The 23,245-nt window shown below is 52.3% G+C and carries 29 protein-coding genes, 6 tRNA genes and 2 riboswitches; of the genes, 13 read left to right on the forward strand and 22 right to left on the reverse strand.

Annotated features, from left to right (window positions below):
* Positions 1 to 121 precede the first annotated feature (121 nt).
* The 4 genes from gap (at position 122) to LN244_RS08065 (ending at position 2,531) form a co-directional block, all read left to right on the forward strand.
* Positions 122 to 1,126 carry a type I glyceraldehyde-3-phosphate dehydrogenase gene (gene gap, locus LN244_RS08050; RefSeq protein WP_239042318.1) on the forward strand — a complete coding sequence of 335 codons (1,005 nt, stop codon included), beginning with the start codon at positions 122 to 124 and terminating at the stop codon, positions 1,124 to 1,126.
* 108 nt (positions 1,127 to 1,234) lie between these two features.
* Positions 1,235 to 1,320, forward strand: a tRNA-Leu gene (locus LN244_RS08055).
* Positions 1,321 to 1,409: 89 nt separating this feature from the next.
* Positions 1,410 to 1,649, forward strand: coding sequence for a hypothetical protein (locus LN244_RS08060; RefSeq protein WP_239042319.1), 240 nt, complete (start codon positions 1,410 to 1,412; stop codon positions 1,647 to 1,649).
* A gap of 37 nt (positions 1,650 to 1,686) precedes the next feature.
* Positions 1,687 to 1,779: riboswitch (glycine riboswitch) on the forward strand.
* Positions 1,780 to 1,783: 4 nt separating this feature from the next.
* A riboswitch (glycine riboswitch) is annotated at positions 1,784 to 1,883 on the forward strand.
* 30 nt (positions 1,884 to 1,913) lie between these two features.
* Complete coding sequence (locus LN244_RS08065; protein WP_239042320.1) at positions 1,914 to 2,531, forward strand: trimeric intracellular cation channel family protein; 618 nt, start codon at positions 1,914 to 1,916, stop codon at positions 2,529 to 2,531.
* Positions 2,532 to 2,677: 146 nt separating this feature from the next.
* Here LN244_RS08065 and LN244_RS08070 read toward each other — a convergent pair.
* The 11 genes from LN244_RS08070 to mtnN form a co-directional block, all read right to left on the reverse strand.
* Positions 2,678 to 2,751, reverse strand: a tRNA-Cys gene (locus LN244_RS08070).
* Between the two features lie 14 nt (positions 2,752 to 2,765).
* Positions 2,766 to 2,841: transfer RNA gene (locus tag LN244_RS08075), tRNA-Gly, on the reverse strand.
* 164 nt (positions 2,842 to 3,005) lie between these two features.
* Positions 3,006 to 3,079, reverse strand: a tRNA-Cys gene (locus LN244_RS08080).
* Between the two features lie 16 nt (positions 3,080 to 3,095).
* Positions 3,096 to 3,171: transfer RNA gene (locus LN244_RS08085), tRNA-Gly, on the reverse strand.
* A gap of 96 nt (positions 3,172 to 3,267) precedes the next feature.
* On the reverse strand, positions 3,268 to 3,816 hold the full coding sequence (gene pgsA, locus LN244_RS08090; RefSeq protein WP_239042387.1) for a CDP-diacylglycerol--glycerol-3-phosphate 3-phosphatidyltransferase: 549 nt from the start codon (positions 3,814 to 3,816) through the stop codon (positions 3,268 to 3,270).
* A gap of 32 nt (positions 3,817 to 3,848) precedes the next feature.
* Positions 3,849 to 5,672 (reverse strand): excinuclease ABC subunit UvrC, encoded by a 1,824-nt coding sequence (uvrC, locus tag LN244_RS08095; RefSeq protein WP_275424711.1) that lies wholly within the window; start codon positions 5,670 to 5,672, stop codon positions 3,849 to 3,851.
* A gap of 20 nt (positions 5,673 to 5,692) precedes the next feature.
* Positions 5,693 to 6,007, reverse strand: coding sequence for an excinuclease ABC subunit C (locus LN244_RS08100; RefSeq protein ID WP_239042321.1), 315 nt, complete (start codon positions 6,005 to 6,007; stop codon positions 5,693 to 5,695).
* Between the two features lie 65 nt (positions 6,008 to 6,072).
* Entirely contained in the window at positions 6,073 to 6,219 is a 147-nt protein-coding gene (locus LN244_RS08105; protein WP_239042322.1) for a hypothetical protein, read from the reverse strand.
* A gap of 61 nt (positions 6,220 to 6,280) precedes the next feature.
* Positions 6,281 to 7,153 (reverse strand): NAD(P)-dependent oxidoreductase, encoded by an 873-nt coding sequence (locus LN244_RS08110; protein WP_239042323.1) that lies wholly within the window; start codon positions 7,151 to 7,153, stop codon positions 6,281 to 6,283.
* A 23-nt stretch (positions 7,154 to 7,176) separates the two neighbouring features.
* Entirely contained in the window at positions 7,177 to 8,364 is a 1,188-nt protein-coding gene (locus tag LN244_RS08115) for a pyridoxal-phosphate-dependent aminotransferase family protein (RefSeq protein WP_239042324.1), read from the reverse strand.
* Between the two features lie 36 nt (positions 8,365 to 8,400).
* Positions 8,401 to 9,165 (reverse strand): 5'-methylthioadenosine/S-adenosylhomocysteine nucleosidase, encoded by a 765-nt coding sequence (gene mtnN / locus LN244_RS08120; protein ID WP_239042325.1) that lies wholly within the window; start codon positions 9,163 to 9,165, stop codon positions 8,401 to 8,403.
* Positions 9,166 to 9,528: 363 nt separating this feature from the next.
* Here mtnN and cspE point away from each other — a divergent pair, with 363 nt between their 5' ends.
* On the forward strand, positions 9,529 to 9,735 hold the full coding sequence (gene cspE / locus LN244_RS08125; RefSeq protein WP_181738938.1) for a transcription antiterminator/RNA stability regulator CspE: 207 nt from the start codon (positions 9,529 to 9,531) through the stop codon (positions 9,733 to 9,735).
* A 55-nt stretch (positions 9,736 to 9,790) separates the two neighbouring features.
* On the opposite strand, the gene LN244_RS08130 is transcribed toward cspE, so the two are convergent.
* Positions 9,791 to 11,095: a DEAD/DEAH box helicase gene (locus LN244_RS08130; RefSeq protein ID WP_239042326.1), complete on the reverse strand. Its 1,305-nt coding sequence runs from the start codon at positions 11,093 to 11,095 to the stop codon at positions 9,791 to 9,793.
* A gap of 258 nt (positions 11,096 to 11,353) precedes the next feature.
* On the opposite strand from LN244_RS08130, the gene LN244_RS08135 reads away from it, so the two are divergent.
* The gene (locus LN244_RS08135; RefSeq protein WP_239042327.1) at positions 11,354 to 11,833 is read left to right on the forward strand and encodes an S-ribosylhomocysteine lyase; all 480 of its coding nucleotides are present in this window, start codon (positions 11,354 to 11,356) and stop codon (positions 11,831 to 11,833) included.
* An 11-nt stretch (positions 11,834 to 11,844) separates the two neighbouring features.
* On the opposite strand, the gene LN244_RS08140 is transcribed toward LN244_RS08135, so the two are convergent.
* A complete protein-coding gene (locus LN244_RS08140) occupies positions 11,845 to 12,612 on the reverse strand; it encodes a pseudouridine synthase (protein WP_239042328.1) in 768 nt (255 codons plus the stop codon).
* Between the two features lie 40 nt (positions 12,613 to 12,652).
* Positions 12,653 to 12,740 (reverse strand) — tRNA-Ser (locus tag LN244_RS08145).
* A gap of 115 nt (positions 12,741 to 12,855) precedes the next feature.
* Between LN244_RS08145 and LN244_RS08150 the strand changes: the two genes are divergently transcribed.
* From LN244_RS08150 to LN244_RS08180, 7 genes are all read left to right on the forward strand, one after another.
* Entirely contained in the window at positions 12,856 to 13,536 is a 681-nt protein-coding gene (locus LN244_RS08150; RefSeq protein WP_239042329.1) for a Bax inhibitor-1/YccA family protein, read from the forward strand.
* A gap of 73 nt (positions 13,537 to 13,609) precedes the next feature.
* Positions 13,610 to 14,008, forward strand: a complete 399-nt coding sequence (gene tusD, locus LN244_RS08155; RefSeq protein WP_239042330.1) for a sulfurtransferase complex subunit TusD — start codon at positions 13,610 to 13,612, stop codon at positions 14,006 to 14,008.
* A complete protein-coding gene (gene tusC / locus LN244_RS08160; protein ID WP_239042331.1) occupies positions 14,005 to 14,367 on the forward strand; it encodes a sulfurtransferase complex subunit TusC in 363 nt (120 codons plus the stop codon). The genes tusD and tusC overlap by 4 nt, the downstream gene beginning before the upstream one ends.
* Positions 14,364 to 14,645 (forward strand): sulfurtransferase complex subunit TusB, encoded by a 282-nt coding sequence (gene tusB, locus LN244_RS08165; protein ID WP_239042332.1) that lies wholly within the window; start codon positions 14,364 to 14,366, stop codon positions 14,643 to 14,645. The genes tusC and tusB overlap by 4 nt, the downstream gene beginning before the upstream one ends.
* A 1-nt stretch (position 14,646) precedes the next feature.
* A complete protein-coding gene (locus LN244_RS08170; RefSeq protein ID WP_239042333.1) occupies positions 14,647 to 14,979 on the forward strand; it encodes a TusE/DsrC/DsvC family sulfur relay protein in 333 nt (110 codons plus the stop codon).
* A gap of 5 nt (positions 14,980 to 14,984) precedes the next feature.
* Positions 14,985 to 15,797, forward strand: coding sequence for a hydroxypyruvate isomerase (hyi, locus tag LN244_RS08175; protein WP_239042334.1), 813 nt, complete (start codon positions 14,985 to 14,987; stop codon positions 15,795 to 15,797).
* Positions 15,775 to 16,335 carry a chemotaxis protein CheW gene (locus LN244_RS08180; protein ID WP_239042335.1) on the forward strand — a complete coding sequence of 187 codons (561 nt, stop codon included), beginning with the start codon at positions 15,775 to 15,777 and terminating at the stop codon, positions 16,333 to 16,335. The genes hyi and LN244_RS08180 overlap by 23 nt, the downstream gene beginning before the upstream one ends.
* 51 nt (positions 16,336 to 16,386) lie before the next feature.
* Here LN244_RS08180 and LN244_RS08185 read toward each other — a convergent pair whose 3' ends face one another.
* The 8 genes from LN244_RS08185 to fabF are packed head-to-tail and all read right to left on the reverse strand — an operon-like array spanning position 16,387 to position 23,214.
* Entirely contained in the window at positions 16,387 to 17,289 is a 903-nt protein-coding gene (locus LN244_RS08185; RefSeq protein WP_275424712.1) for a radical SAM protein, read from the reverse strand.
* Positions 17,290 to 17,294: 5 nt separating this feature from the next.
* Positions 17,295 to 18,077: a TatD family hydrolase gene (locus LN244_RS08190; RefSeq protein ID WP_239042337.1), complete on the reverse strand. Its 783-nt coding sequence runs from the start codon at positions 18,075 to 18,077 to the stop codon at positions 17,295 to 17,297.
* Positions 18,078 to 18,093: 16 nt separating this feature from the next.
* Positions 18,094 to 18,444: a PilZ domain-containing protein gene (locus tag LN244_RS08195; RefSeq protein WP_239042338.1), complete on the reverse strand. Its 351-nt coding sequence runs from the start codon at positions 18,442 to 18,444 to the stop codon at positions 18,094 to 18,096.
* A gap of 13 nt (positions 18,445 to 18,457) precedes the next feature.
* Positions 18,458 to 19,525 carry a DNA polymerase III subunit delta' gene (locus tag LN244_RS08200; RefSeq protein WP_338037887.1) on the reverse strand — a complete coding sequence of 356 codons (1,068 nt, stop codon included), beginning with the start codon at positions 19,523 to 19,525 and terminating at the stop codon, positions 18,458 to 18,460.
* A complete protein-coding gene (gene tmk / locus LN244_RS08205; RefSeq protein WP_239042339.1) occupies positions 19,446 to 20,087 on the reverse strand; it encodes a dTMP kinase in 642 nt (213 codons plus the stop codon). The genes LN244_RS08200 and tmk overlap by 80 nt, the downstream gene beginning before the upstream one ends.
* Positions 20,087 to 21,121 carry an endolytic transglycosylase MltG gene (mltG, locus tag LN244_RS08210; protein ID WP_239042340.1) on the reverse strand — a complete coding sequence of 345 codons (1,035 nt, stop codon included), beginning with the start codon at positions 21,119 to 21,121 and terminating at the stop codon, positions 20,087 to 20,089. Before mltG ends, tmk begins: the two co-directional genes overlap by 1 nt.
* A complete protein-coding gene (gene pabC / locus LN244_RS08215) occupies positions 21,115 to 21,963 on the reverse strand; it encodes an aminodeoxychorismate lyase (RefSeq protein ID WP_239042341.1) in 849 nt (282 codons plus the stop codon). Before pabC ends, mltG begins: the two co-directional genes overlap by 7 nt.
* Before the next feature lie 12 nt (positions 21,964 to 21,975).
* On the reverse strand, positions 21,976 to 23,214 hold the full coding sequence (gene fabF / locus LN244_RS08220) for a beta-ketoacyl-ACP synthase II (RefSeq protein ID WP_239042342.1): 1,239 nt from the start codon (positions 23,212 to 23,214) through the stop codon (positions 21,976 to 21,978).
* Between the last annotated feature and the right edge of the window lie 31 nt (positions 23,215 to 23,245).

A 23,245-nucleotide genomic window follows, 5' to 3' on the forward strand; every position in this document is an offset into this window, starting at 1 on the left:
TTGCCATGCAGCCTTTATTTAACGACCTCTGCCGTTCCCACGCAAGTAGTTGTGTCTTAATACGTTCCCAAAGGTGCGATTTATTCTAAGATGTCACTATGGCGGCAAAGGAGACTGACAGATGCCTATTAGAATTGCGATTAATGGTTATGGCCGTATCGGCCGAAATATTCTGCGCGCACTCTTTGAAAGTGGACGACAAGAAGAATTTCAGATCGTTGCTATCAATGATCTTGGCGATGCAGCTATCAGCGCCCATCTGACCCAGTTTGATTCTGTACATGGCCGTTTCATGTGGCCTGTAAGCACATCTGATAATCACTTGCTGGTCGGTGATTATCGCATCCCCATGCTGCAACAGGCCGATCCCCATGCCCTGCCCTGGCGCGATCTGGATGTTGATATCGTACTCGAGTGCACCGGTCGCTTTACTTCAAAAGAGCAGGCAGAGATTCATATTCAACAGGGTGCACGAAAGGTTCTGGTTTCAGCTCCCGCCAAGGATGCAGATGCTACTGTTGTCTTTGGTGTCAATGAATCCACTTTGACGGCCTCAGATCTCATTGTCTCAAATGCATCATGCACAACGAATTGTCTGGCCCCCATGGCTAAAGTGCTCAATGATGGCTTGGGAATCACTCAAGGCCTGATGACAACCATTCACGCTTACACTAATGATCAACATCTGACTGATGTCTACCATACCGACCTCTATCGTGCGCGTGCAGCCGCCCTGTCCATGATCCCGACCAAAACCGGCGCAGCGAAAGCGGTTGGTTTGGTACTGCCGGAGTTGAACGGCAAACTGTCCGGGCTGGCTGTGCGCGTACCAACAGCTAATGTGTCTTTGGTTGATCTTACATTTACAGCTGAACGTGAAACTTCGGTTGAAGAAGTCAATGACTTGATGCGTCAGGCGTCAATTTCGGATCTACGCGACATTATTGAATACAATGAAACACCCCTCGTTTCAGTTGATTTCAACCACCACAGTGCCTCTTGTATTTTCGACAGCCTTCAAACACACGTAAGCGGCAGAATGGTTAAGGTTTTTGCCTGGTATGACAATGAATGGGGCTTCTCTAACCGGATGCTTGATACTGCGGCGTGCATGGCACGCCTCTAATTGAATTGAGCGCGTATTGGTCATTGACTTTCCAGACTGGGGAAGTCACAATGCGCGCTTAACGCATTGATTAAAAAGGCTACCTGCTTTTTTATGGCGTCTCCCCCAGCCCGGATGGTGAAATTGGTAGACACAAGGGATTTAAAATCCCTCGGCCTTTGGCTGTACCGGTTCGAGTCCGGTTCCGGGCACCAATCTAAGATAAACGCCCTGTGCCTTTTTTCTCACATTTGATGTCTTTATCTATTCTTGATCGGCAGTTTTTCTGCCAGGTTTGATCATTATGACCGATAGCTGTGATGTTTCTGCTTTTCTTATGGGGCTCGAGCCTGAGCAGCTTGAAAGTATCAAGCTGAAGCTGGAAAAGCTTATTAAGCAAAGACACGAAGAAAGAGAAAAACAGCAGCAAGCACACCTTAACCGCCCCAAACTCCCCCCTACTTTCCACGACCTGGACACGCTTGCCGCGAATACAGGCCTTGATCTGAGTGGTCTCATCAAAGATATTAAGCGTCGCACCTGAGCGGCTATTGGTCTTTCCATCCCATCCATTTATAATCCCCCCCATCGCAGGAGAGAGAGTGGCTTCTTAGTCATTCCGCCGAAGGCGCAAACTCCCATAATCGCTCAGGCTCATGTACTGCGATCATCAGTTCTAACACGTCGACTGGAGAGAGGCTGGATCCTACCAGCCCACCGAAGGGGCAATGCGGCATCGACCGCTCAAACTCTCAGGTAACCGGACAGAGGGAGAGGCGAAAATCATTCCCAAGAGGGAGGTTTTTTCGTGCTCACCTATATCTATATCATCGCGATTATCGCTGAAGGCATGTCGGGCGCCCTTGCTGCCGGAAGACGCAACATGGATATCTTTGGCGTGGGTGTCATTGCATTTATTACGGCACTTGGGGGCGGGACGATCCGCGACATCCTTCTGGGTAACTTCCCGGTTTCGTGGACACAGCATCCATCCTATATCTACCTGACAGTTTCTGCCGGCCTTCTCACCATTGTTATTGCGCGCTTTATGCATCATCTGCATAAGCTTTTCCTGCTGCTGGATGCGATGGGACTGATCGCCTTCACGATTATAGGCTGCAACGTCGCCCTCAATCTGGAGTACAACCTGGCAGTCGTCGTAATGGCAGGCATGATTACCGGCATTTTTGGCGGCATCCTTCGTGACGTGCTATGTCAGCGTGTCCCCGTCGTGTTTCGCCACGAGCTTTATGCGAGCGTCTCTCTGCTGGTTGCCCTTCTTTATTTGCAGCTTAATGCCATGGGCATTGAAGAAGATATAAATCTGATTGCCTCATTTGCATTCGGACTAACCATCAGGTTAGCAGCACTTTATTGGCGATGGTCATTACCGACGTTCAGATACGAACCGAATCGCTGGAAGTAATAACGCAGGGGTGCTCAAAAGCGCCCTTTTTATATGCGGTGAGCATGAACACAAGTCAAACAAAGCCTGAACGAATACTTGAGATCGTGACGGCTTGGGCTTGGGAAATACCGGATGCGCTTTGTTGAGGGCGCTAAGGGAGTGAATGGAGGCTGGAGTCGGAATCGAACCGGCGTACACGGAGTTGCAGTCCGCTGCATGACCACTCTGCCATCCAGCCTCATACTGTTGAATTGGAGCGGGAAACGAGACTCGAACTCGCGACCCCAACCTTGGCAAGGTTGTGCTCTACCAACTGAGCTATTCCCGCGTCTCAACAGTGGATGCGTATTATAGAGAGTTGATTGATACTGTCAACAAGTTAATTTAAACAAAATTTGTTGAGGTTTTAAAAACAAAAACACCGACACTCGGTCGGTTTAACTTCTATAAGACAGTATGAAAATTTCTAACAGCGTAAAACAAGGGAGTGAATGGAGGCTGGAGTCGGAATCGAACCGGCGTACACGGAGTTGCAGTCCGCTGCATGACCACTCTGCCATCCAGCCTCACATATTGTTGAATTGGAGCGGGAAACGAGACTCGAACTCGCGACCCCAACCTTGGCAAGGTTGTGCTCTACCAACTGAGCTATTCCCGCGCCTCAACAATGGAGCGTATTATAAGGCGCTCCGCCTTCATGTCAACTGTTTTACAAAAAAAATACTTGAAAAGTGCTTAAAAATTAACCACTTACTCAGATATCTTCACTTAGATGCGGCCATGCTGCACGTAAATAAACCAGCATGGACCAGAGAGTCAGAGCTGCAGCGCCATAAAGCGCCAAGATACCGAGCAATGACAGTAGTGATTCCAGTGGAGCAGCGATCAGCACCAGAATGGATACCATCTGCAAGGTCGTCTTGATCTTGCCAATCATCGAGACGGCAACACTGGCACGCTGTCCTAGCTCTGCCATCCACTCTCTCAAGGCTGAAATCACAATCTCGCGTCCGATAATGACAATAGCCGGAATGGTTACAATAGGATTGGCATAGGCCTCTACCAGCAATACCAGCGCTGCCGCGACCATCAATTTATCCGCAACCGGATCCAGGAAGGCGCCAAAAGGCGAGCTCTGGTTCAAACGACGAGCCAGATAACCATCGAACCAGTCCGTCACCGCCGCGAGTCCAAATATCCCCGATGCAAGCCAAGGAGCCCAGCCATATGGCAGGTAATAAACCAGTATGAAGACCGGTATCAACACAATACGCAGTAGCGTAAGCAGATTAGGTATTTTGATTGTCAGCAAAAGAGTATCCCGTTACATCCTGGTCAACTTTCGGGGTGGAGCGCTGCATATATTTCCTGTGCTAGCGTCCGGCTTATACTAGAGACTTTAGCGATTTCTTCAATACTGGCGCGCTCGACCTCTTTGATTCCGCCAAAGTGGCGAAGCAGCTCTCTCCGTCGTTTGGGGCCGACTCCTGGTATTTCTTCCAGCATCGATCGCTTTCGTGCTTTTCCTCGCTGGGCTCGGTGCCCTGCAATTGCAAAGCGATGTGATTCATCTCGAATGTGCTGAAGCAAGTGTAGTGCCGGTGAATCGGACGCCAAAAGACTTTCTTCACCCGTATCTCCCCGAATCAGAATCTCAAAACCCGCTTTACGTGTGGGCCCCTTGGCAATGCCTACGACGGTAATTTCATTGATCTGTAAACTCTCAAGTACGTCCATGGCCTGAGCCACCTGTCCCTTTCCGCCGTCAATAATCAGCAGTTCAGGTAATGCACCCTCTCCTTTTTTCACCTTTGTATATCGGCGGGTCAGGGCCTGATGCATTGCGGCATAGTCGTCTCCCGGGGTAATCCCGTCGATATTGAAGCGACGGTAATCACTCTTTTTGGGTCCGTCCCGGTCAAATACGACGCAGGAGGCTACGGTGGCCTCACCTGAGCTGTGGCTGATATCAAAGCATTCCAGCCGCGTGGGCATACTATCCAGTGACAATGCGTCCTGCAGACTCAGGAAGCGGTTGTAAACGTTCTGCTTGCTGGCCAAATGGCTACTGAGTTGTTGCTCAGCGTTTGTCTGAGCCAATCGTTGCCAACCTGCACGCTCACCTCTCACGCTGTGCTGAACTGCTACTTTGCGACCGCGGCGCTGCTCCAGGGCCTGCTGAACGCATTCAGCGTCGGTGATCGCTACCGATGTAATTACCAGGGGGGGGATTTCACGCGGACCTGACAGATAAAATTGAGCAACAAAGGAAGACAGCACTTCATCAGCACTGTCCTCGATCGATACTTTGGGGTGGTATGCCTTGCTGCCGATTACGCGGCCTGCACGTACAAAAAGCGCGTGGATGGAAACGCCTCCCGGCTGAATGGCGCATCCGAAAATATCAGCATCTCCAGACTGGCCCGATACATACTGTTGCTCTTGTACCTGCTGAAGCGCACTGATCTGATCGCGCAGTTGAGCAGCACGTTCAAAATCAAGTCGCTGGGCTGCGGCATCCATTTCTTCGCCCAGCGTTTGCATAATTTCGTGATTTCGCCCTTCCAGAAACAACATGGCATTGTTGAGGTCCTGTCGATATTCACTCTCCGGGATCAGATCTACACAGGGTGCAGTACAGCGCTTGATCTGATACTGGAGACAGGGACGAGAGCGGTTGCGAAAGAAGCTGTCTTCACACTGCCGTATGCGAAACACTTTCTGCAACAGATTCAAGCTCTCGCGAACTGCGCCAGAGCTTGGATAAGGGCCGAAATAGCGCCCTTTTTGTCGCCCTGTACCGCGACGAAACCGAATTGCTGGAAATTGATCCCGATCTGAAACGAAGATATAGGGATAGGATTTATCATCGCGCAGCAGGATATTGTAAGGCGGGCGTTGCTGCTTGATGAGGTTTTGTTCCAGGAGCAACGCTTCCGTCTCACTCCCCGTAACGGTCACCTCTATTCGGCTGATGCGAGCCACCAGTGCCTGTGTCTTGGGACTCAAACCCGTTGTGCGAAAATAGCTACTGACGCGATTGCGCAGATTCTTGGCCTTGCCGACATACAGAATCTTATCCGCCTCGTCATACATCTGGTAGATGCCTGGGCGGCGCGTCAGTCCCTTTAGAAAGGATTTGCTATCAAACTCGGTCACTGGGCTGTATTTCGGTGGTGTCAGCCAACGGCGTTGAGGGTTTTGTTAGCATCCATGTGCAGATGCGTTGCTTCCGTATGAATGCGCTGCAGTTGCTCCCTAGTGGTATCCAGAATGCCGGCGCCTCGGGACAGTGAAACCTCAAGATAGGCGCCAATTTCGGCGTAATAATACAGGCGAGCATCGAAGGACCGTGCGCGCTTGAGTTTGCTTAGTGAAATTTGCGCGCCATTGACGAGAATGGTGTTTATATCGTTATCGGACAGTAACGGATGGCGCTCTTTATCACTTTGCTGGGCGGCAGAATCCAGACGGGATCGGCTGTTGACAGTCATAACAACTCCTTGAGCGCGGTGGGATAAAACATGTGCCGGAGTTGTCTCCGGCACAATATGCAGACTTACTTCTGCTGCTGAGCGCGTGCAGCGTCTTTGGCAATTTCACGCTTCATGAAGCGCAGGCCAAAAAAGCTGATTACCAGCATCGCTGCGACGATCAGAATGCTTGGAGCAAAAGAGATCATGCTGTATTTGTCGATATCGAACATAGAACTACCTCTGTTGTAATCATTCTAGTTGGGATACACAAAACGCAGCATTATCGAGACTTTAACCCTCTTTCTCAAGCCTTTTCAGGAGGCTTGATGTGTCAAGCCTACCACCGCCATTCGCCTGGATGTCGGCATAGAATTGATCAACCAAAGCCGTCACCGGTAAGCGTGCTCCATTGCGCCTGGCCTCACTCAATGCAATTTGGAGATCCTTGCGCATCCAGTCGACAGCAAAACCGAAGTCATACTCCCCCTTGAGCATGGTTTTATGTCTATTGATCATCTGCCAGGAACCAGCGGCTCCGTGTTGAATCACGTCAAAAACAGCTTCACCATCAAGCCCTGATTGATGAACGAAATGGACTGCTTCCGCAAGCCCCTGGACAAGACCGGCAATCGCTATCTGGTTGACCATTTTTGCCAGCTGGCCGCTCCCTGCTGGTCCCAACAGCTTCTGCGAGCGGGCGTAGGCCTGAAGTACAGACTCTGCGCGTGCATAATCGGCTGCTGTACCGCCAACCATGACGCTCAATGCGCCATTCTCGGCTCCGGCCTGGCCACCTGAAACAGGTGCATCCAGAAAGCCAAGAGATTGCTGACGGGTCAGTCCGTCCAGCTTGCGAGCCACTTCAGCAGAGGCTGTGGTATGGTCAATGAGAAGACTGCCTGGTTGCATGGTGCTCAAGACACCCTGCGCACCCGTGGTCACCTCCAGCAAATCGTCATCGTTGCCGACGCAGGTAAATACAAACTCGGCACCTTCGGCTGCTTTTGCCGGGGTTGGAGCAGATGAGCCCTTGTACTTTTCTACCCAGCGCTCCGCTTTCTGGGCGGTTCTGTTATAGACGCACACGTCATGCCCTGCATTGGCCAGGTGTCCAGCCATTGGGAAACCCATCACACCGAGCCCGATAAATGCAATCTTAGCCATACGACGCCTCCTGTTGTGCGTTGTTATTTGTTCTGGGTAGCATAGACTGCGGCCGCGGCCGCCGCTGCCCGACCAGCATGAATGGCAGCGCCCTGCTCAAGCAGCGTATTTTCAAGTGCATCCAGACAAAGCATGACATGGCGACGGGTGCATGAGGTGCCCATCAAGCCTACGCGCCACACCTTTCCAGCCAAGGCGCCAAGCCCTGCACCAATTTCCAGACCATAATTTTCCAACATTTGGCCACGCGCTTTTGCATCATCAATACCTTCGGGTATGGCAACAGAATTGAGCTGTGGCAAGCGGATATCAGCTGCAACCGACATCTGAAGGCCCATCGCTTCCAAGCCGTTACGCAGTGCCTCATGATGTGTTTCATGACGCTTCCATGCGTTTTCAATGCCCTCTTCCTGCAGCATTACCAAAGCTTCATGAAGGCCATAAAGAGCATTCACAGGCGCCGTATGATGGTAGGCACGCTTCTGTCCGCCACCCCAATAGCCCATCACCAGCGTTTTATCGAGGAACCAGCTTGGAATGCGAGTATTGCGCTTACTGACTTTATCCAGCGCGCGCTCGCTGAAGGTGACCGGCGAAATGCCAGGTGGCGCAGACAGGCACTTCTGAGTCCCAGAATAAAGTGCATCAATCCCCCAGGCATCCACTTCCAGTTCGATGCCGCCAAGGGATGTCACGGCATCCACAATGGTCAGACACCCATAGTCTCGTGCAAGGCGGCACAGCGCCTGGGCATCAGATCGAACACCCGTTGATGTTTCGGCATGCACAAAGGCCAGAGCCTTGATATCGTCATGCTGCTCCATCACAGCACGTACTTTTTCAACGCTGACAGCATCACCCCAAGCGTCTTCCACCATGAGTGCAATGCCGCCAAAACGCTCCACGTTTTCCTTCATGCGGCCACCAAAAACCCCGTTCTGGCAGACGATAATCTTGTCACCGGGCTCGACCAGGTTTACAAAACAAGCCTCCATGCCGGCAGAGCCTGGAGCGGAAACCGGCATTGTCAGGGGATTATCAGTGCGTAAGGCGTACTGCAAAAGCTGCTTGATCTCATCCATCATTCCGACGAATGCAGGATCCAGATGCCCTATGGTTGGTCGGGCCATCGCCGCCAGTACTCGGGGATGCACATCGGAAGGGCCTGGCCCCATGAGTGTTCGCATTGGCGGATAGAAGGACTTGATCATGTTTATTCCTTTAAAACAGTAAGTTATGTTTTTTATTTAATGTTTTGAGTGATACTCGGCTATGCGTTGCACCAGTGCCATTACCATCTCTGCAGAGTGCTTGGCAGCCGTATCCAGAAATTGCTCGAATGACAGATTGGACTCCTTGCCGGCAATGTCCGAAAGTGCCCGAATGACAATAAATGGTGTCTCGAACTGGTGGCAGGTTTGAGCGATTGCAGCAGCCTCCATCTCAACCGCCTGCATGGCAGGAAATATCTTGCGGGTATGAGCAACACGCTCGGGGCAGTTCATGAAGCTGTCGCCGGTGGCAATCAGGCCGCGAACAGTGTTTGTGTGCGGCAGTTGTGAAATGCACTCCTCTGCCATCCGAGCCAGTAAGGGATCTGCCGTAAATGCAGGCGGTAAGCCTGGAACCTGACCAGGCTCATAGCCAAACACGGTCACATCAACGTCATGGTGCCGCACTTCATCAGAAATAACGACATCTCCCACGTTAAGACGACTGTCAAAGCCGCCCGCAGAGCCAGTATTGATTACGCAGTCAGGTGAAAAGGCCTGCAGTAGCAGCGTAGTGCCGATCGCTGCGTTAACCTTGCCGATACCTGACTTGAGGAGAACCACCTCTACACCGTGCATTGTGCCCGTGTAGAAGTCAAAGCCGCATATTGAGCGAGACTCGAGGTCATCAAGACTATTTTTCAGCAGTTCGATTTCCTGATCCATTGCCCCGATGAGGGCTATGCGAGGCGGTCGGTCGAGACCCTTGAGTTGCTCTGCGAAGGAAGAATTTGTTGTCATTAGCTGTGTGTACTTTTGGCGTGGTTGTATGCAAAAACGCATGCTACCACGCTCGAGTCAATTGGCAATTTTTTACACCCCGCCAAGACTAAGATAGGGGCACTCAAGATTCATTTGTATTATTAATACATAATATGTATCTAATACTTTGAGTGTATGCTGAGGAGGTATTAATGTTTGACACCTGCAAACAACCCATTAGAATGGATAACGCTTAAAAGTAAGAAGATATTTACCCGCGTCCATTTCGAAGTCCCGCCTTGTCGTTGACTCGTCCTGAGCCTCAAAGAGTAGATAGAACACCACTTTTAGAGCATTTTTTTTCGGGTAATCCCGGCACATTCAAGTTTTAGGAAGAACAGCATGTCTACTACTACCGGCACTGTAAAATGGTTCAACGAAACTAAAGGCTTCGGCTTCATCGAACAGGAAAACGGCCCGGACGTTTTTGCTCACTTCAGCGCTATCCAGGGCAGCGGCTTCAAAACCCTGCAGGAAGGCCAGAAAGTTCAGTTTACTGTGACTCAGGGCCAGAAAGGTCCTCAGGCTGAGAACATCGTCGCTCTGTAATGTACTGAGCTGACAAAAAAAGCGATCCGAAGGGATCGCTTTTTTTGTGCCCGTCTCAGACGGTTGCCTTTGCCTTGCTTTGAGTACGTGGGCGGCGCCGCGCCGGCTTTGGCGTACCAGGAGTACGCTGCCCATCTTTATGCTCTGGTCGTGCGGATTTATGATTTTTATGATGAGGCCTGCGCTTGCTGTGCGCACCAGGCTTTGCTGATGCATCCGGCAGCGGATGAACAGGCTCGAAGCCTTCTACAATTCGCCGCTCGATGGTTTGTCGTGTGAGGCGCTCAATCCCACCCAGCAGGTCGCTTTCATCCAGGCAAACAAGCGATATGGCCTGACCACTGGCGCCCGCTCGCCCCGTACGGCCTATACGATGAACGTAATCTTCCGCTACATTGGGCAGCTCAAAGTTGACAACCTGCGGCAGCTGGTCAATATCCAGCCCTCGAGCCGCAATATCAGTGGCAACAAGCGCTCGCACCTCACCATTCTTGAAGCCTGACAACGCCTTGGTGCGAGCTCCCTGGCTTTTATTTCCATGGATGGCTGCGGCACTAATCCCCGCCTCATCCAGAAAGCGAGTCAGGCGATTGGCGCCATGCTTGGTTTTGGTGAAGACAAGCACCTGCTCCCAGTTTCCATCTTCGATCAACTTCAACAGCAATTTTGGCTTTTGCTTCTTATCGACCGGATAAACGAACTGGGTAACAGTCTTGGCGGTACTGTTGCTAGGAGTAACAGAGACTTCCACAGGATCGTGGATCAACTCCTTGGCGAGTTTACGAATTGGATCCGAGAATGTTGCCGAAAACATCAAGTTTTGACGTTTCGACGGCAATAACTGAATGATCTTTCGAATATCACGAATAAACCCCATATCAAGCATGCGATCAGCCTCGTCCAGCACGAACGTTTCAATGCTGTCGAATCGAATGGCATTTTGCTGATATAAGTCGAGCAGACGACCAGGGGTTGCGACAAGCACATCCACGCCGCCTCTAAGCTTCATCATCTGAGGATTAATCTTCACTCCACCGAAGACAACGGCTGATTTCAGGGAGAGATATTTGCCATAGGTGGCTACGCTCTCCGCTACCTGAGCGGCCAGTTCACGCGTGGGTGTCAGGATCAACACGCGAGCCCGATTACCTTTTGCCGGCTTGCCCTGGCTAAGCTGCTCGAGGATCGGCAAGGTAAAGCCGGCGGTCTTTCCGGTGCCGGTCTGCGCGGCGGCCATGACGTCGCGGCCGGATAATACCGCAGGGATCGCCTGTTGCTGAATCGGTGAAGGTATAGTGTACTGCTGCTCGGCAACAGCCTTAAGCAATGGAGCGGATAACCCCAGTGAGGCAAAACTCATTCAGTGATCTCTTGGTTATGAAAGGATGGCAGCATCTTGGGTGCCAGCCTGAGCCCGGAAGCGATTTCCAGGCTGGAGGTGTTAGGACGTCAAGCTTACAGTAACCTGGCCAAGTTGACTATGACTATCGCGAAGCCTCTGCTTTTCCTGACGGGCTTTGCTAAGATATGGCATCAGCATCACCTGAGAGTGGCGGTCAGTTGTTGGCAAACCAGGTGAGAACATGCTCTTAAGTATTTATCAAACAAAGGCTTTTTAATGAACGTCGAGAGTTTTAACTTTAATCACACTAAAGTTGTGGCCCCATATGTCCGCCTGGTCGGTGTGACCGAAGGCGAGAAAGACCGAGTCCACAAATACGACGTGCGCTTCTGCCAGCCCAACCAGGCTCATATGCCCATGCCGTCATTGCACTCCCTGGAACATATGATTGCCGAACTGATTCGTAACCATCTGGATTGCGTGCTTGATTTCAGCCCTATGGGTTGCCAGACAGGCTTCTACCTTTCCGTTCTCAACCACGACAATTACCAGGAGATTCTGGACGTTTTTGCTCGCACACTCGAAGATGTGCTGGCAGCAACCGAAGTGCCGGCCTGTAACGAACTGCAGTGTGGCTGGGCGGCCAGTCATGATCTTGAAGGCGCCAAAGCAATCGCGCGTGAGATGCTCAATCGCCGTGATGAATGGCCACAAGTGTTTGCAGATGAGAATGACCCGGACAACTGGTTGTCCTGATCAACCTCCGGTTACTGACCAGATACCCTGTCAGTAACCGGATAGCCCTCCAGCCAGCCGAGCTGTTCAAACAGGCTCTTCACATCCTCGGCAATACTGGCTTCAATATGCATTCTGCGCCCGGTTACAGGGTGCTCAAACTCAATCTCCGTCGCCATCAACAGCATTCGATGTAAGTCGAAGTGTTCTCGAAACAGACGGTTATGGCGCCCTTCCCCGTGTTTGGTATCTCCGATGATGGGATGCAGAATGTGCTTCATATGACGGCGAATCTGGTGCTTCCTGCCGGTTGCAGGCTTGACCTCCACCAATGAGTACCGTGCTTCCGGATATCGACCCACCGGGATGGGCAGACTCACGGTGGCAACACGACGATAGCTGGAAATTGCATCCTGAGGTTCTTTGTCAGGGTTTGCGCGAGGGTCTTCACGCTTATCGTGAATAGGCTTGAGAGCATAGTCGATTATCCCGCCCTCTTCTGTCCAGCCTCTCACAACACACAGGTAGGTCTTGTTGACGCTTCTCTCGATGAATTGTTGCTGCAGATGCTGACCCACATCCTTCTTACGGGCAAACAAGATAACCCCCGAGGTTGCTCGATCCAGGCGATGCACGGTGTGAACGGTTTCCCCCGGGTAACGGAGTTTCAACAATGACACCAGGTTGGGGGTTCGTGCCGGGGCAATCCAGCTGGGATGAACCAGTAAGCCGGCCGGCTTATTGATCGCAACAAGGTGTTCGTCTTCGTACAGAATATCGAGCAGATGGGATTCGGACACGGGGAACTCGTAAGGATGAGCACAGTCATATAAGGAAGATTGGCGGAGGGGCAGGGATTCGAACCCTGGGAGCCTCTCGACTCGTCGGTTTTCAAGACCGGTGCTTTCGACCACTCAGCCACCCCTCCGCACGGGTTGAAATTCTACTGGGAATCTTTTTGAAGTCAAACAGCCAAAAAAGTTGAAAAAAAGGTATAAACCCTCATCATTGCAGGCAGAAGGAAATAACTAACGAGGTTCATGATGGATAACGTACGTACAATCGAAACCCGCTCGTCGCACGCGGTGCTGGAGACCAATAAGGTCATCCGCAATACCTATATGCTCTTGGCCATGACGCTGGTGTTCAGCGCCGTGACTGCAGGTATTTCAATGGCGATCAATCCGCCGTTTATGGTGTATCTGGGTAGCGTGCTGCTTAGTTTTGTACTGCTGTTCGTCATCAACCGCAAGCAAAACTCAGCGGCTGCGCTGCCACTGACGTTCGCCTTTACCGGTCTTCTTGGCTTCGGCTTGGGTCCCATTCTGAATCATTATCTGGCGCTGCCGAACGGTGGCCATATCGTGATGACTGCCATGGGTATGACCGCCATTACATTCCTGGGCCTGTCTGCCTACGTCCTTTCTTCTCGTAAGGATTTCAGCTTCATGGGTGGCTTCCTGGCAGCTGGCTCCATGATCCTGATCGTGGCGATGATCGCACTCTTCGTGCTGCCGCTGTTCGGCGTGGATATCTCCGGCATTCAGCTCGCTTTCTCTGCTGCGGTAGTATTGTTGATGTCAAGTTTTATTCTTTACGATACGAGCAACATTGTTAACGGTCGTTACACTAACTATGTGATGGCAACGGTAGGTCTCTACCTGAGTATCTATAACCTGCTGGTGCACCTGCTGAGCCTGGTTGGCGCTTTCAGCGACGACTGATCATTTCAGTGACCACCAGAGCCCCGCAAATCTGTTAAGATTGCGGGGCTTTTTTATTTCAGGGTCAAGGCAGATGATTTATACCCTTGTCGTACATGCGGCCCCCTATCAGTCCGCCGCTGCTGGAACGGCTCTCCGCTTTGCCAAGGCAGCTCTTGCGGCCGGCCATGACATTCACCGTGTATTCTTCTATCGTGACGGCGTTTACAACGCCAGCGCACTGGCCTCTCCGCCTCGTGATGAGCAAAACATCCCTGCGCACTGGCAGCAGCTGGCGCAGGAACATGGTCTTGACATGGTTGTCTGTATAGCCGCAGCGGTTCGACGCGGTGTTCTGGACGCTGGTGAAGCCAAGCGTTATGAAAAGCTCCATCACAACCTGGCTGATGGCTTTGAACTCTCAGGGCTCGGTCAACTGGCAGAAGCCAGTCTGCACTCTGACCGAGTGATTACTTTCGGAGGACAGCGATGAGCCAGAAGTCTATCCTGGTGATCTGTCGCAAGGCGCCCTACGGTTCCTCAGCAGCCCGTGACGCGCTTGACATCGCTCTGAGTGGAACAATATTCGATATCCCGGTATCTCTACTGTTACTCGACGATGCTGTTCTGCAGCTTCTCCCCGATCAGAACAGCAGCCTGGTAGGCGAGAAAAATCTGAATGCAATGCTGGGCGCATTACCTCTGTATGACATCAATCAGGTTTACACCAGCCTGCAGAGTCTGGCGCTGCATGGACTTGAGGCTCAGCGGCTTGAGCCCTGCCCTGTCGCGCTGGATACCACTGAGTTGCATGACCTGATTAAACGCCATGATGTGGTACTGACTGTATGACTCTTCATATTTTGAATACTTCACCCAGTGACCGTAATACGTTTTTGACCTGCGCCCTGGCACTTGCGGAGGACGATACACTTTTGCTGATTGAAGATGGCACATACTGGCTACTGCCTCAGCACAGAAGCGAGCTGGCGCGAGTCCCGGCCCGCGTGGTGGCCCTGGCCCCGGATCGACTTGCGCGGGGCGTAGTCGTAGATAATATGACAGAAGTGGATGATGCCGGCTTTGTTGAGCTGACTGTCCAGCATGATCGCATAGTGAGTTGGTTCTGATATGCAACTTCTCGTAAATGAACATCAGATAGCCCTGGATGATGAAGGCTACCTGTATGATCTTGAGCAGTGGTCACCTGAGGTGGCCCTGTTACTGGCAAAAGAGGAGCAACTGGACCTGACCGAGGCGCACTGGGAGGTCATCTACCTGCTCCGTGATTTTTACCAGCAATATCAGCTCTCACCGGCCATGCGACCGCTGGTCAAGGCTGTTGCTGCCAAGCTGGGCAAGGAAAAGGGACGCAGCATCTACCTGATGAAGCTTTTTCCGGGCAGCCCAGCCAAAGTGGCTGCACGCCTGGCTGGCTTACCCAAACCGGATAATTGTCTGTAACCTGTATGCTGAAATTTGCCGCAAACCTGAGCCTGCTGTTCACTGAGTACCCGCTGATCCAACGCTTTGGCGCTGCTCGGGCCGCCGGATTTGACGCAGTCGAAGTCCAGTTCCCCTACACCCTTACACCTGAAGCGGTCAGGAAGGAACTGCAAGACCATGCGCTCAAAATGGTGTTAATCAACCTGCCGGCCGGCAACTGGGAAGCCGGTGATCGCGGCCTGGCCTGCCTTCCCGGCCGGGAAGACGAGTTTGCGGAATCAGTTGATTTGGCTATCGAATGGGCCAAAACACTTGGGGTCGAGAGGCTCAACTGCCTGGCAGGCGTTCCTCCTGAGAACGTGCCGGCTGAACGAGTGAGCGCCACATTGGCGCACAACTTGAAACTGGCAGCACAAAGATGCGAGGGTGCCGGCATTGAGCTGATGATAGAAGCTATCAATAATCGGGATGTTCCCGGCTTTTATCTACATCACAGCCATCAGGTACTCGATTTAATCCGTAAACTTGAGTTACCGGCTACGTCTCTGCAGTATGATGTCTATCATATGCAAATGATGGAAGGTAATCTAATCTCGACTTTGCAGCAGAATGCAGACAAAATCGGGCATATACAGATCGCCGATGTCCCGGGTCGTCATGAACCAGGCACCGGCGAAATCAACTTTACCAACCTGTTCAAGGCGCTCGAGTCTCAAGAATACAAGGGGTATATCAGTCTGGAATATATCCCCCGGTGCAAGACAGAAGCGGGTTTGGGGTGGTTGAAAACTTGGAAGACACAGGACGAACGCAATGAGCTTGAATGCAGCGGCTGAATATTTGAAAACATTGCAGGATGGGCAAGTGGCCGAGTCGGATCGCTCCCGCCGTACACAACAGGAAGAAGTCGTTTATCACCAGTGGGCCACGTTCCGTGTCGATAACGAGCTTTATGGCATTGACGTCATGCAGGTCAAGGAAGTGCTGCGTTTCAGCGAAATTACGCCGGTGCCGGGCGCAGACAGCTCTATTCTGGGCATCATCAATCTGCGCGGCAATGTCGTGACCGTTATAGATACCCGCCAGATGTTCGGGCTGCCGCTGGCACCCTATGATGACGACACTCGAGTGATCGTGGTCGAATTCAATGAACAGGAAGTGATCGGACTGGTCGTCGATAGCGTTGATGAGGTGATCAATCTGCCGCACAACGATATGGACCGCGCGCCGAGCGTTTCCGGTGACGACTCCACCAAGCGTTTTGTTCAGGGCGTGTGTTACTACAACAACATCCTGATCATTCTGCTTGATTTGACCAAGATGCTGCTCAGCATCACACCTCTGACGGAAGAAGAGTTGATGGGAAATAGCTGACAGTGGACGGACTCGGTTGGGCGTGAAACCATTCTGCCCAACCGGTCAGCTTCAAAAACCCTTGTCGTGATAAAGCGGGATATCGTGCCCTGCAGCATAGTCAATCGCTGCTTCGATTTCAGCCAGCATTCGTGCCCTATCCTTCCCAAGAACACCCTTGAGTACCAGTCGATTGGACACATGATCGCTGCGAAAGATTGTCTGCCTCAACGCGGTGGCTCCAATCAGGCGATGCATCTCGCGAAAAAGACCTTGAGCATCCAGAGGCTCAAACTGCCCTTTAAATCCCGCCCTCACCCGCACTTCAGCATCGCGACGGAAAAACAGCACCAGAGTCGCCAGATACTCAGGCTGAACCAGGTTGACCAAACGCGCGGATTCAAGCGCATGCTGTTCGGAGTATGAACGGCCGCCGGCACCGTTGATCAACATAACAGAACGCTTGATACCCGCCTCTCCGGCCTTGATCAAGGCTTCTGCAGTACTGTCGAAGGTTTCTCCCTTGTCGAAAGCCTTGAGCACTTCATTACAGCCGCTTTCCGCCCCCATGTAGATCAGTGTCAGCCCGAGCTCGCGCAGTGCTTTCAGCTCATCAACACTCTTGCGCTGAAGGTTTGATGGCAGGCAGTATGCGGAAACGCGGCTTACATTCGGCAGATGCGTTCGAATCGCCTCCAGAATCACTGTCAGGCGACGTATGGAGAGTGCCATCGCATCTCCATCAGCCAGAAAGATGCGTCTTACCCAAGGCATCATTTGCCCGCAACGCTCGATCTCTGCCAACACATCGGATTCAGATTTGGGGCGGAACTTCTTATGTTCGTCCGTATACATGTCGCAAAAGGTGCAACGGTTCCAGCTGCAACCGTTTGTGACCTGCAAAATCAGAGAATCTGCTTCGCTGGGTGGACGAAAAACGGGTTCGATATAATCGACAGGTGGCTGATAGAACATGGTGATCAGTGATTAGCGGTGCGCTTGAACAGCTGATGAAAATTGGCGGTCGTTTGCTCGGCAACCTGCTCGACACTGATGCCTTTCAATTCAGCCACGCAGGCAGCAACCTCCGCGACATAGGCCGGCTGGTTCTGCTTGCCACGATAAGGCACAGGCGCCAGATAGGGAGAATCAGTTTCAACCAGCATACGCTCCAGAGGAACCGCTTTTACGACCTCACGCAGTTCGGCCGCATTCCGGAAACTGATGATGCCGGAAAAGGAAATCATATATCCAAGATCAAGTGCGGCCTTGGCCATCTCCAACGATTCTGTGAAACAGTGCAATACACCTGAAGATTCGGTATTGCCATGCTCGCGGATCAGGCGAATGGTATCTTCACGAGCCTCACGTGTATGAACAATGACCGGCAACCCCAGCTCACCCGCCAGCTCAAGATGCCCGGCAAAGCTGGCCTGCTGCTGCTCAACCGTCTCGGTTGAATAGTAGTAGTCCAGACCGGTTTCACCCAAAGCGACAACACGAGGATCTGCTGCGAGTCGGGACAGCTCATCTCGGTCAAATGGAGATTCTTCAATATGAAGGGGGTGAACGCCTGCCGAAAACCAGACGTTATCAAATCGCTTTGCCGCCTGATACATATGGTCAAATTTATTGAGGTCAACACATACGCAGAGCATTTTGGAGACATCACGCTCTCCTGCTGCCGCAATCACGTTGTCCAGCGAGTTGTCATGCCGGCTGAGATCCAGCATATCGAGATGGCAGTGCGAATCTATTAACATCGTTTCTCTGAAAAATTTACAAAGTATTGGTGCGACGTCCCGTACCGGCCATACCAGCCAGATAGGTTTCGATCTTGTTTACCAAGGCAGTATCATCCGCTGATAGTTGAATACCGATCCCGGGCGTGCGACCGCCCTGAGCGGCCTTGGGAGTCACCCAGACAACTTTGCCCGTCACCGGCACCTTGTCCGGTTCATCCATCAACATCAACAGCATGAAGACCTCTTCTCCAAGCTGATAAGTGCGAGTGGTCGGTATAAAGAGGCCGCCATTGGTAATAAAGGGCATGTATGCCTTGTAAAGACTCTCCTTGTTGTCGATTGTCAGCGAAAGAATACCGTGGCTGATACGCGGTATGATGGACATGTAATCAACACTCCTATGTTTTACGTGCCAAGTCGGACCATTGCAGTAAAAGTCGCTCAAGCAGCAGCTGACGGTTCGGATTCTGGCGCAGCATCAAGCTGACTCGTTCTTCCTGAATTCGGTCAGCCAATGCAAAGATTTTAGCGCTGTGCGCCTGCTTGGCAACCGCCTGCAACATGCTGGACATATCCGGATTGACGCGAGGGCTGGATTGCCCGGTCATTTGCATGCGTACAATGTCGCTGAGCACGCTATTCAACCAGTCAAGGCATTGTAACAGGTCAAACTTGTTAAACTGTAGCGCCAGATCAGTCACTGAAGCTCGACCTCGCAGCAAATCAGCCAGTCCAGTCATCAATTTTTTGCGCTGCTCTAACAAATCGCCTTGATAGAGATGAAAGGCCTTCAGGGGAGCACCATGTGACAGGCGAAGTAACTGCGCGGATCGATCAGCATCCAAGCCAAGCTTGGATGTTAGCCATTCAGAAGCCAGTTCAGCTGAGGGTGTTGTGAAATCAATACGCTGACAGCGGCTGCGAATGGTCGGCATAAGCTGCCCTGGCTGATGGCAAACCAGAATCAGCAGTGTCTTCTCGCCCGGCTCTTCCAGTATCTTCAACAGTGCGTTGGCAGACGATGTATTCAGGGCCTCAGCCGGCTCCATGATTACAACCCGGTAACCGCCCTGCTGTGCAGTACTGTGCAGGTGGTCAATCAACAGACGCACCTGATCGACCTTAATCGGTTTGCCTTCGGCTTCAGGCGCAACTCTGACAAGGTCAGGATGATGTCCGGCTATCCGCAGGTCGCAGCTATGGCAATGATTGCATGGTCCCTGCGCTGTCGGTTGGTGGCATAGGAGTTGATTCGCCAGAGCCTGCGCAAAATCCCGCTTGCCTACACCATTCGGTCCAGACAGTAACAGCGCATGCGGGAGCCGATCTGACTGGTGCTGAGCACAAAGTCGCTGCCATTGAGGCATAAACCAAGGGTGCAGCAAGTCAGACATCCACACGAACTCCCAGCCGCAGCAACGCGCCTTTAATCTGCATCTGTACCTGACTGAGTGCTGGCTCCGCATCAATCACGGCAAAACGCTCAGGCTCACGCCGGGCGCGTTCCAGATAATGGCTGCGTACGGCTTCAAAGAAATTAACTTTTTCCGCTTCAAACCGATCCGGAGTGCTGCGCGCCCGAGCACGGGCCAGACCGGTTTTGACCGGCAGGTCCAGCAAGAGAGTCAAGTCAGGTCTGAGGTCTGCCTGAACCAACTGCTCCAAAGTGGAAATCTGCCTGGTGTCCATGCCGCGACCACCACCTTGATAGGCGTAGGTAGCATCAGTAAAACGATCGCAGAGGACCCACTGCCCGGCGTCAAGAGCAGGCAATATCACCTGCTTCAAGTGCTGCGCACGGGCAGCAAACATCATAAGAAGCTCTGTCAGTTCAGATACTGGCTCATCACGGGGGGCCAGTAATAATTCTCGGATATTTTCTGCCAATGGAGTTCCACCCGGCTCCCGGGTACGAACAACATCAATCCCTTGCTGTTCAAGGCACTGCTGAATGAAATCCAGATTGGTTGTTTTACCGACACCTTCGGTTCCTTCGACGGTGATAAAGCATCCTCGAGACATTGGCATCAGTTCTCAGGTGAAGATCGATAATCAGCACGGCGCTTGAGCTGATACTGGCGTACAGCTCGGTTGTGCTCTTGAAGCGTATTGGAGAAATGATGAGAACCATCCCCTTTGGCAACGAAATACAGCGACTTGCCATCAACAGGATTAAGGGCGGCCTCAACAGCGTCCCGGCCTACCAGCGCAATGGGAGTCGGCGGTAATCCGTCAATGACATAAGTATTCCAGGGTGTCGGACGCCTCAGGTCGGCACGGGTGATGTTGCCCTTGTAGCGCTCACCCATACCATAGATAACCGTGGGATCGGTTTGCAGGCGCATCCCTCGTTTGAGACGACGCACGAAAACGCCTGATATCTGACCACGTTCGGCCGGCACGGCGGTTTCCTTTTCGATGATGGAGGCCATGATTAGCGCTTCATAGGGCGTCTTATAAGGCAGGTCCTTTGCTCGCCGGGACCATGCTTCCTCAAGTACCTGTTTCAGGTCTTCGTGAGCACGTTGCAACAATTGCAGGTCGGTCATGCCACGTGTGAAATGATAGGTCTCGGCCAGGAAAAGCCCCTCCACGGACGGGGCGTCGCTTCCCAGCTGGTCGAGCAATAGCGCTTCACTCATATCGCCCAGCTCATGTTTGAGCTGGTCATTACTAAGCAGTGACTGGCGCAGCTGCTTGTAGGTAGTACCTTCGATAAGGGTAAAGGTGTAGCTGATCGTCTTTCCGCTGACGACATTGTCGAGGAGCTGACGCAAGGACATACCCGGTTCGATTTGATATTCGCCTGCCTTGATTGCTGTTACTTCCGGGTTGAACTGGGCTGCCAGGCGCAGCCACAGGTGAGATTGTACAATTCCTCGCTGTTCAAGCTGCACAGCAAATTTCCTGAACCAGGTACCCTGCTCGATTTCCAGAACTTGCGGTTCATTGAGCGGAATCGGAGCCTCAAGTGTTCGCTCTAACTGCTGAAACAGCCACAGACTTGCGCCCACCACCATCAAGACCAGTAAACCCGAAAACCAGAACAGTCTTTTCAGCATTGAACCATCCGTTGTGTCAGAGCGGCCTGAAGGGATCGAGTGTGTGGACCCACCGCATATTGATGGTTTTCCAGTGCCACGACAGGCCAGACTCCGATCAGGCTGTTACAGAGAAAAATTTCGTCCGCAGATAGCACATCCTGCGGTGTATAGTTACTGACTTCAACCTTCAAACCTTGCTGCACGGCCAGTTGCATCAACTGGTTTCGAATGACGCCTTCAATCCCATTCTGATCAAGAGCCGGTGTACAGAAGCGTCCCTCATGGATAAAGCAGAGGTTGCTCATTGTACCTTCGATGACAAAGCCCCGGGTGTCACATACCAACCCTTCGCGAATATCAGTACCGTGCCATTCGTTCCGCGCAAGCACTTGCTCCAGGCGGTTCAGATGTTTGATGCCGCTCAATAAGGGCTGACAGGCCAACTGGGTCTGACACCAGCGCACGCGTATGCCGTCTTCGGGTGAATCAGGATACTCAGGCATTGACGTCAGAATAAGAATACGGGCCGGCGAGGCAGGATCAGGAGTCAGGTAGCCCCTGCCACCGGATCCACAGGTCAAAATCAGCTTGAGCACACAGCGACCGGCCGGGTAGACGAGTTTCTGAAGATCCTGCTGGATCAAAGAGTCAAGACAATCCGACGGAATACCAAGCCTTTTACACCCTCTGAAAAGACGCTGAAGGTGCTCTTGGTAAAAAACAGGTTGGCCGTCGATGACCAGGAAGGTTTCAAACAGGCCATGACCATATGCCAGACCTCGGTCGCTCAAACCGATAGCATCGGAAGCCTGGCCATTGATCAGTGTCTGCGGCTGCATCAACAGAGGGAGGGTGAACACCCTCCCTGCTCCTTAGATGCGGTTGAAAATCAGGGTACCGTTGGTACCGCCGAAGCCGAATGAGTTGGACATCGCCGCTTCAATCTGGCATTCCTGAGCCGTGTGCGCGACATAGTTAAGGTCGCAGCCATCAGAAGGATTGTCCAGATTGATGGTCGGTGGCGCTACCTGATCGCGCAGTGCCAGCACGCAGAAAGCCGCTTCTACAGCTCCAGCAGCACCCAGCAAGTGACCAATCATGGATTTCGTGGAACTCATGCGCACCTGTTCTGCAGCGCTGCCCAGCACTCGTTTTGCCGCGTTGGACTCTGCAATATCACCTGCCGGAGTCGAGGTGCCGTGCGCATTGATATAGTGAATATTCTCAACCGCCATGGCGGCATCATTGATGGCATTCTGCATGGACAGAGCAGCACCCGCCCCATTTTCAGGAGGCGCGGTCATATGGTAGGCGTCGTCAGACATGCCAAAACCTGAAAGCTCACAGTAGATATGAGCACCACGTGCCTTCGCGTGTTCATACTCTTCCAGAATAAGAACGCCCGCGCCATCACCGAGCACAAAGCCGTCACGATCACGATCCCAGGGACGGCTTGCTTGCTCAGGAGCATCATTACGAGTAGACAGAGCTCGAGCCGCAGAGAAGCCGGCAACACCCAAAGGTGTAGTCGCCATTTCGGCCCCCCCCGCAACCATAACATCCGCATCGCCATACTGGATCATGCGCATGGCATGACCGATGTTATGAGTACCGCTGGTGCATGCGGTAGTAATTGCGATATTAGGACCGCGAAAACCATATTTGATCGCGACGTTACCGGAGATCATGTTGATGATACTGCCCGGCACAAAGAACGGTGACACACGACGAGCGCCACTGGTGTTGAGCGTATCATGGGTCTTTTCGATCATCGGCAAGCCACCGATGCCTGAGCCTATGGCACAGCCGATGCGATGCGCATTGCTATCGTTTGCCTCAATACCGGAATCCTCGATGGCCTGGGCTGCAGCGACCATTCCGTACTGAATAAAGAGATCCATCTTGCGCGCTTCCTTGGCGCTCATGTAGGGCTCCAGGGAAAAATCCTTTACCGATGCAGAGAAGCGAGTTGCGAACTGAGAAGCGTCAAAAAAATCAATTGGCGCTGCACCGCTTTTACCGGCCAGGATATTGTCCCAGGTGTCCTTGACGGTATTACCTACGGGTGTCAGCAAACCGATTCCGGTCACAACAACTTTTCTGCGAGACATCCTACTCCTCCAGCCTTACCAGGCCTTGCAA

Source organism: Marinobacterium sediminicola (assembly GCF_022343685.1).
GTDB classification, from domain to species: Bacteria; Pseudomonadota; Gammaproteobacteria; order Pseudomonadales; family Balneatricaceae; genus Marinobacterium; species Marinobacterium sediminicola.

Bases quoted from the DNA above. Each gene is read 5' to 3' on its own strand.
- gap (WP_239042318.1), top strand. From the start codon at position 122: ATGCCTATTAGAATTGCGATTAATGGTTATGGCCGTATCGGCCGAAAT.
- LN244_RS08060 (WP_239042319.1), top strand. From the start codon at position 1,410: ATGACCGATAGCTGTGATGTTTCTGCTTTTCTTATGGGGCTCGAGCCT.
- LN244_RS08100 (WP_239042321.1), bottom strand. From the start codon at position 6,007: ATGACTGTCAACAGCCGATCCCGTCTGGATTCTGCCGCCCAGCAAAGT.
- LN244_RS08105 (WP_239042322.1), bottom strand. From the start codon at position 6,219: ATGTTCGATATCGACAAATACAGCATGATCTCTTTTGCTCCAAGCATT.
- LN244_RS08110 (WP_239042323.1), bottom strand. From the start codon at position 7,153: ATGGCTAAGATTGCATTTATCGGGCTCGGTGTGATGGGTTTCCCAATG.
- LN244_RS08115 (WP_239042324.1), bottom strand. From the start codon at position 8,364: ATGATCAAGTCCTTCTATCCGCCAATGCGAACACTCATGGGGCCAGGC.
- mtnN (WP_239042325.1), bottom strand. From the start codon at position 9,165: ATGACAACAAATTCTTCCTTCGCAGAGCAACTCAAGGGTCTCGACCGA.
- cspE (WP_181738938.1), top strand. From the start codon at position 9,529: ATGTCTACTACTACCGGCACTGTAAAATGGTTCAACGAAACTAAAGGC.
- LN244_RS08130 (WP_239042326.1), bottom strand. From the start codon at position 11,095: ATGAGTTTTGCCTCACTGGGGTTATCCGCTCCATTGCTTAAGGCTGTT.
- LN244_RS08135 (WP_239042327.1), top strand. From the start codon at position 11,354: ATGAACGTCGAGAGTTTTAACTTTAATCACACTAAAGTTGTGGCCCCA.
- LN244_RS08150 (WP_239042329.1), top strand. From the start codon at position 12,856: ATGGATAACGTACGTACAATCGAAACCCGCTCGTCGCACGCGGTGCTG.
- tusD (WP_239042330.1), top strand. From the start codon at position 13,610: ATGATTTATACCCTTGTCGTACATGCGGCCCCCTATCAGTCCGCCGCT.
- tusC (WP_239042331.1), top strand. From the start codon at position 14,005: ATGAGCCAGAAGTCTATCCTGGTGATCTGTCGCAAGGCGCCCTACGGT.
- tusB (WP_239042332.1), top strand. From the start codon at position 14,364: ATGACTCTTCATATTTTGAATACTTCACCCAGTGACCGTAATACGTTT.
- LN244_RS08170 (WP_239042333.1), top strand. From the start codon at position 14,647: ATGCAACTTCTCGTAAATGAACATCAGATAGCCCTGGATGATGAAGGC.
- hyi (WP_239042334.1), top strand. From the start codon at position 14,985: ATGCTGAAATTTGCCGCAAACCTGAGCCTGCTGTTCACTGAGTACCCG.
- LN244_RS08180 (WP_239042335.1), top strand. From the start codon at position 15,775: ATGAGCTTGAATGCAGCGGCTGAATATTTGAAAACATTGCAGGATGGG.
- LN244_RS08185 (WP_275424712.1), bottom strand. From the start codon at position 17,289: ATGTTCTATCAGCCACCTGTCGATTATATCGAACCCGTTTTTCGTCCA.
- LN244_RS08190 (WP_239042337.1), bottom strand. From the start codon at position 18,077: ATGTTAATAGATTCGCACTGCCATCTCGATATGCTGGATCTCAGCCGG.
- LN244_RS08195 (WP_239042338.1), bottom strand. From the start codon at position 18,444: ATGTCCATCATACCGCGTATCAGCCACGGTATTCTTTCGCTGACAATC.
- LN244_RS08200 (WP_338037887.1), bottom strand. From the start codon at position 19,525: ATGCGGAGCCAGCACTCAGTCAGGTACAGATGCAGATTAAAGGCGCGT.
- tmk (WP_239042339.1), bottom strand. From the start codon at position 20,087: ATGCCAATGTCTCGAGGATGCTTTATCACCGTCGAAGGAACCGAAGGT.
- mltG (WP_239042340.1), bottom strand. From the start codon at position 21,121: ATGCTGAAAAGACTGTTCTGGTTTTCGGGTTTACTGGTCTTGATGGTG.
- fabF (WP_239042342.1), bottom strand. From the start codon at position 23,214: ATGTCTCGCAGAAAAGTTGTTGTGACCGGAATCGGTTTGCTGACACCC.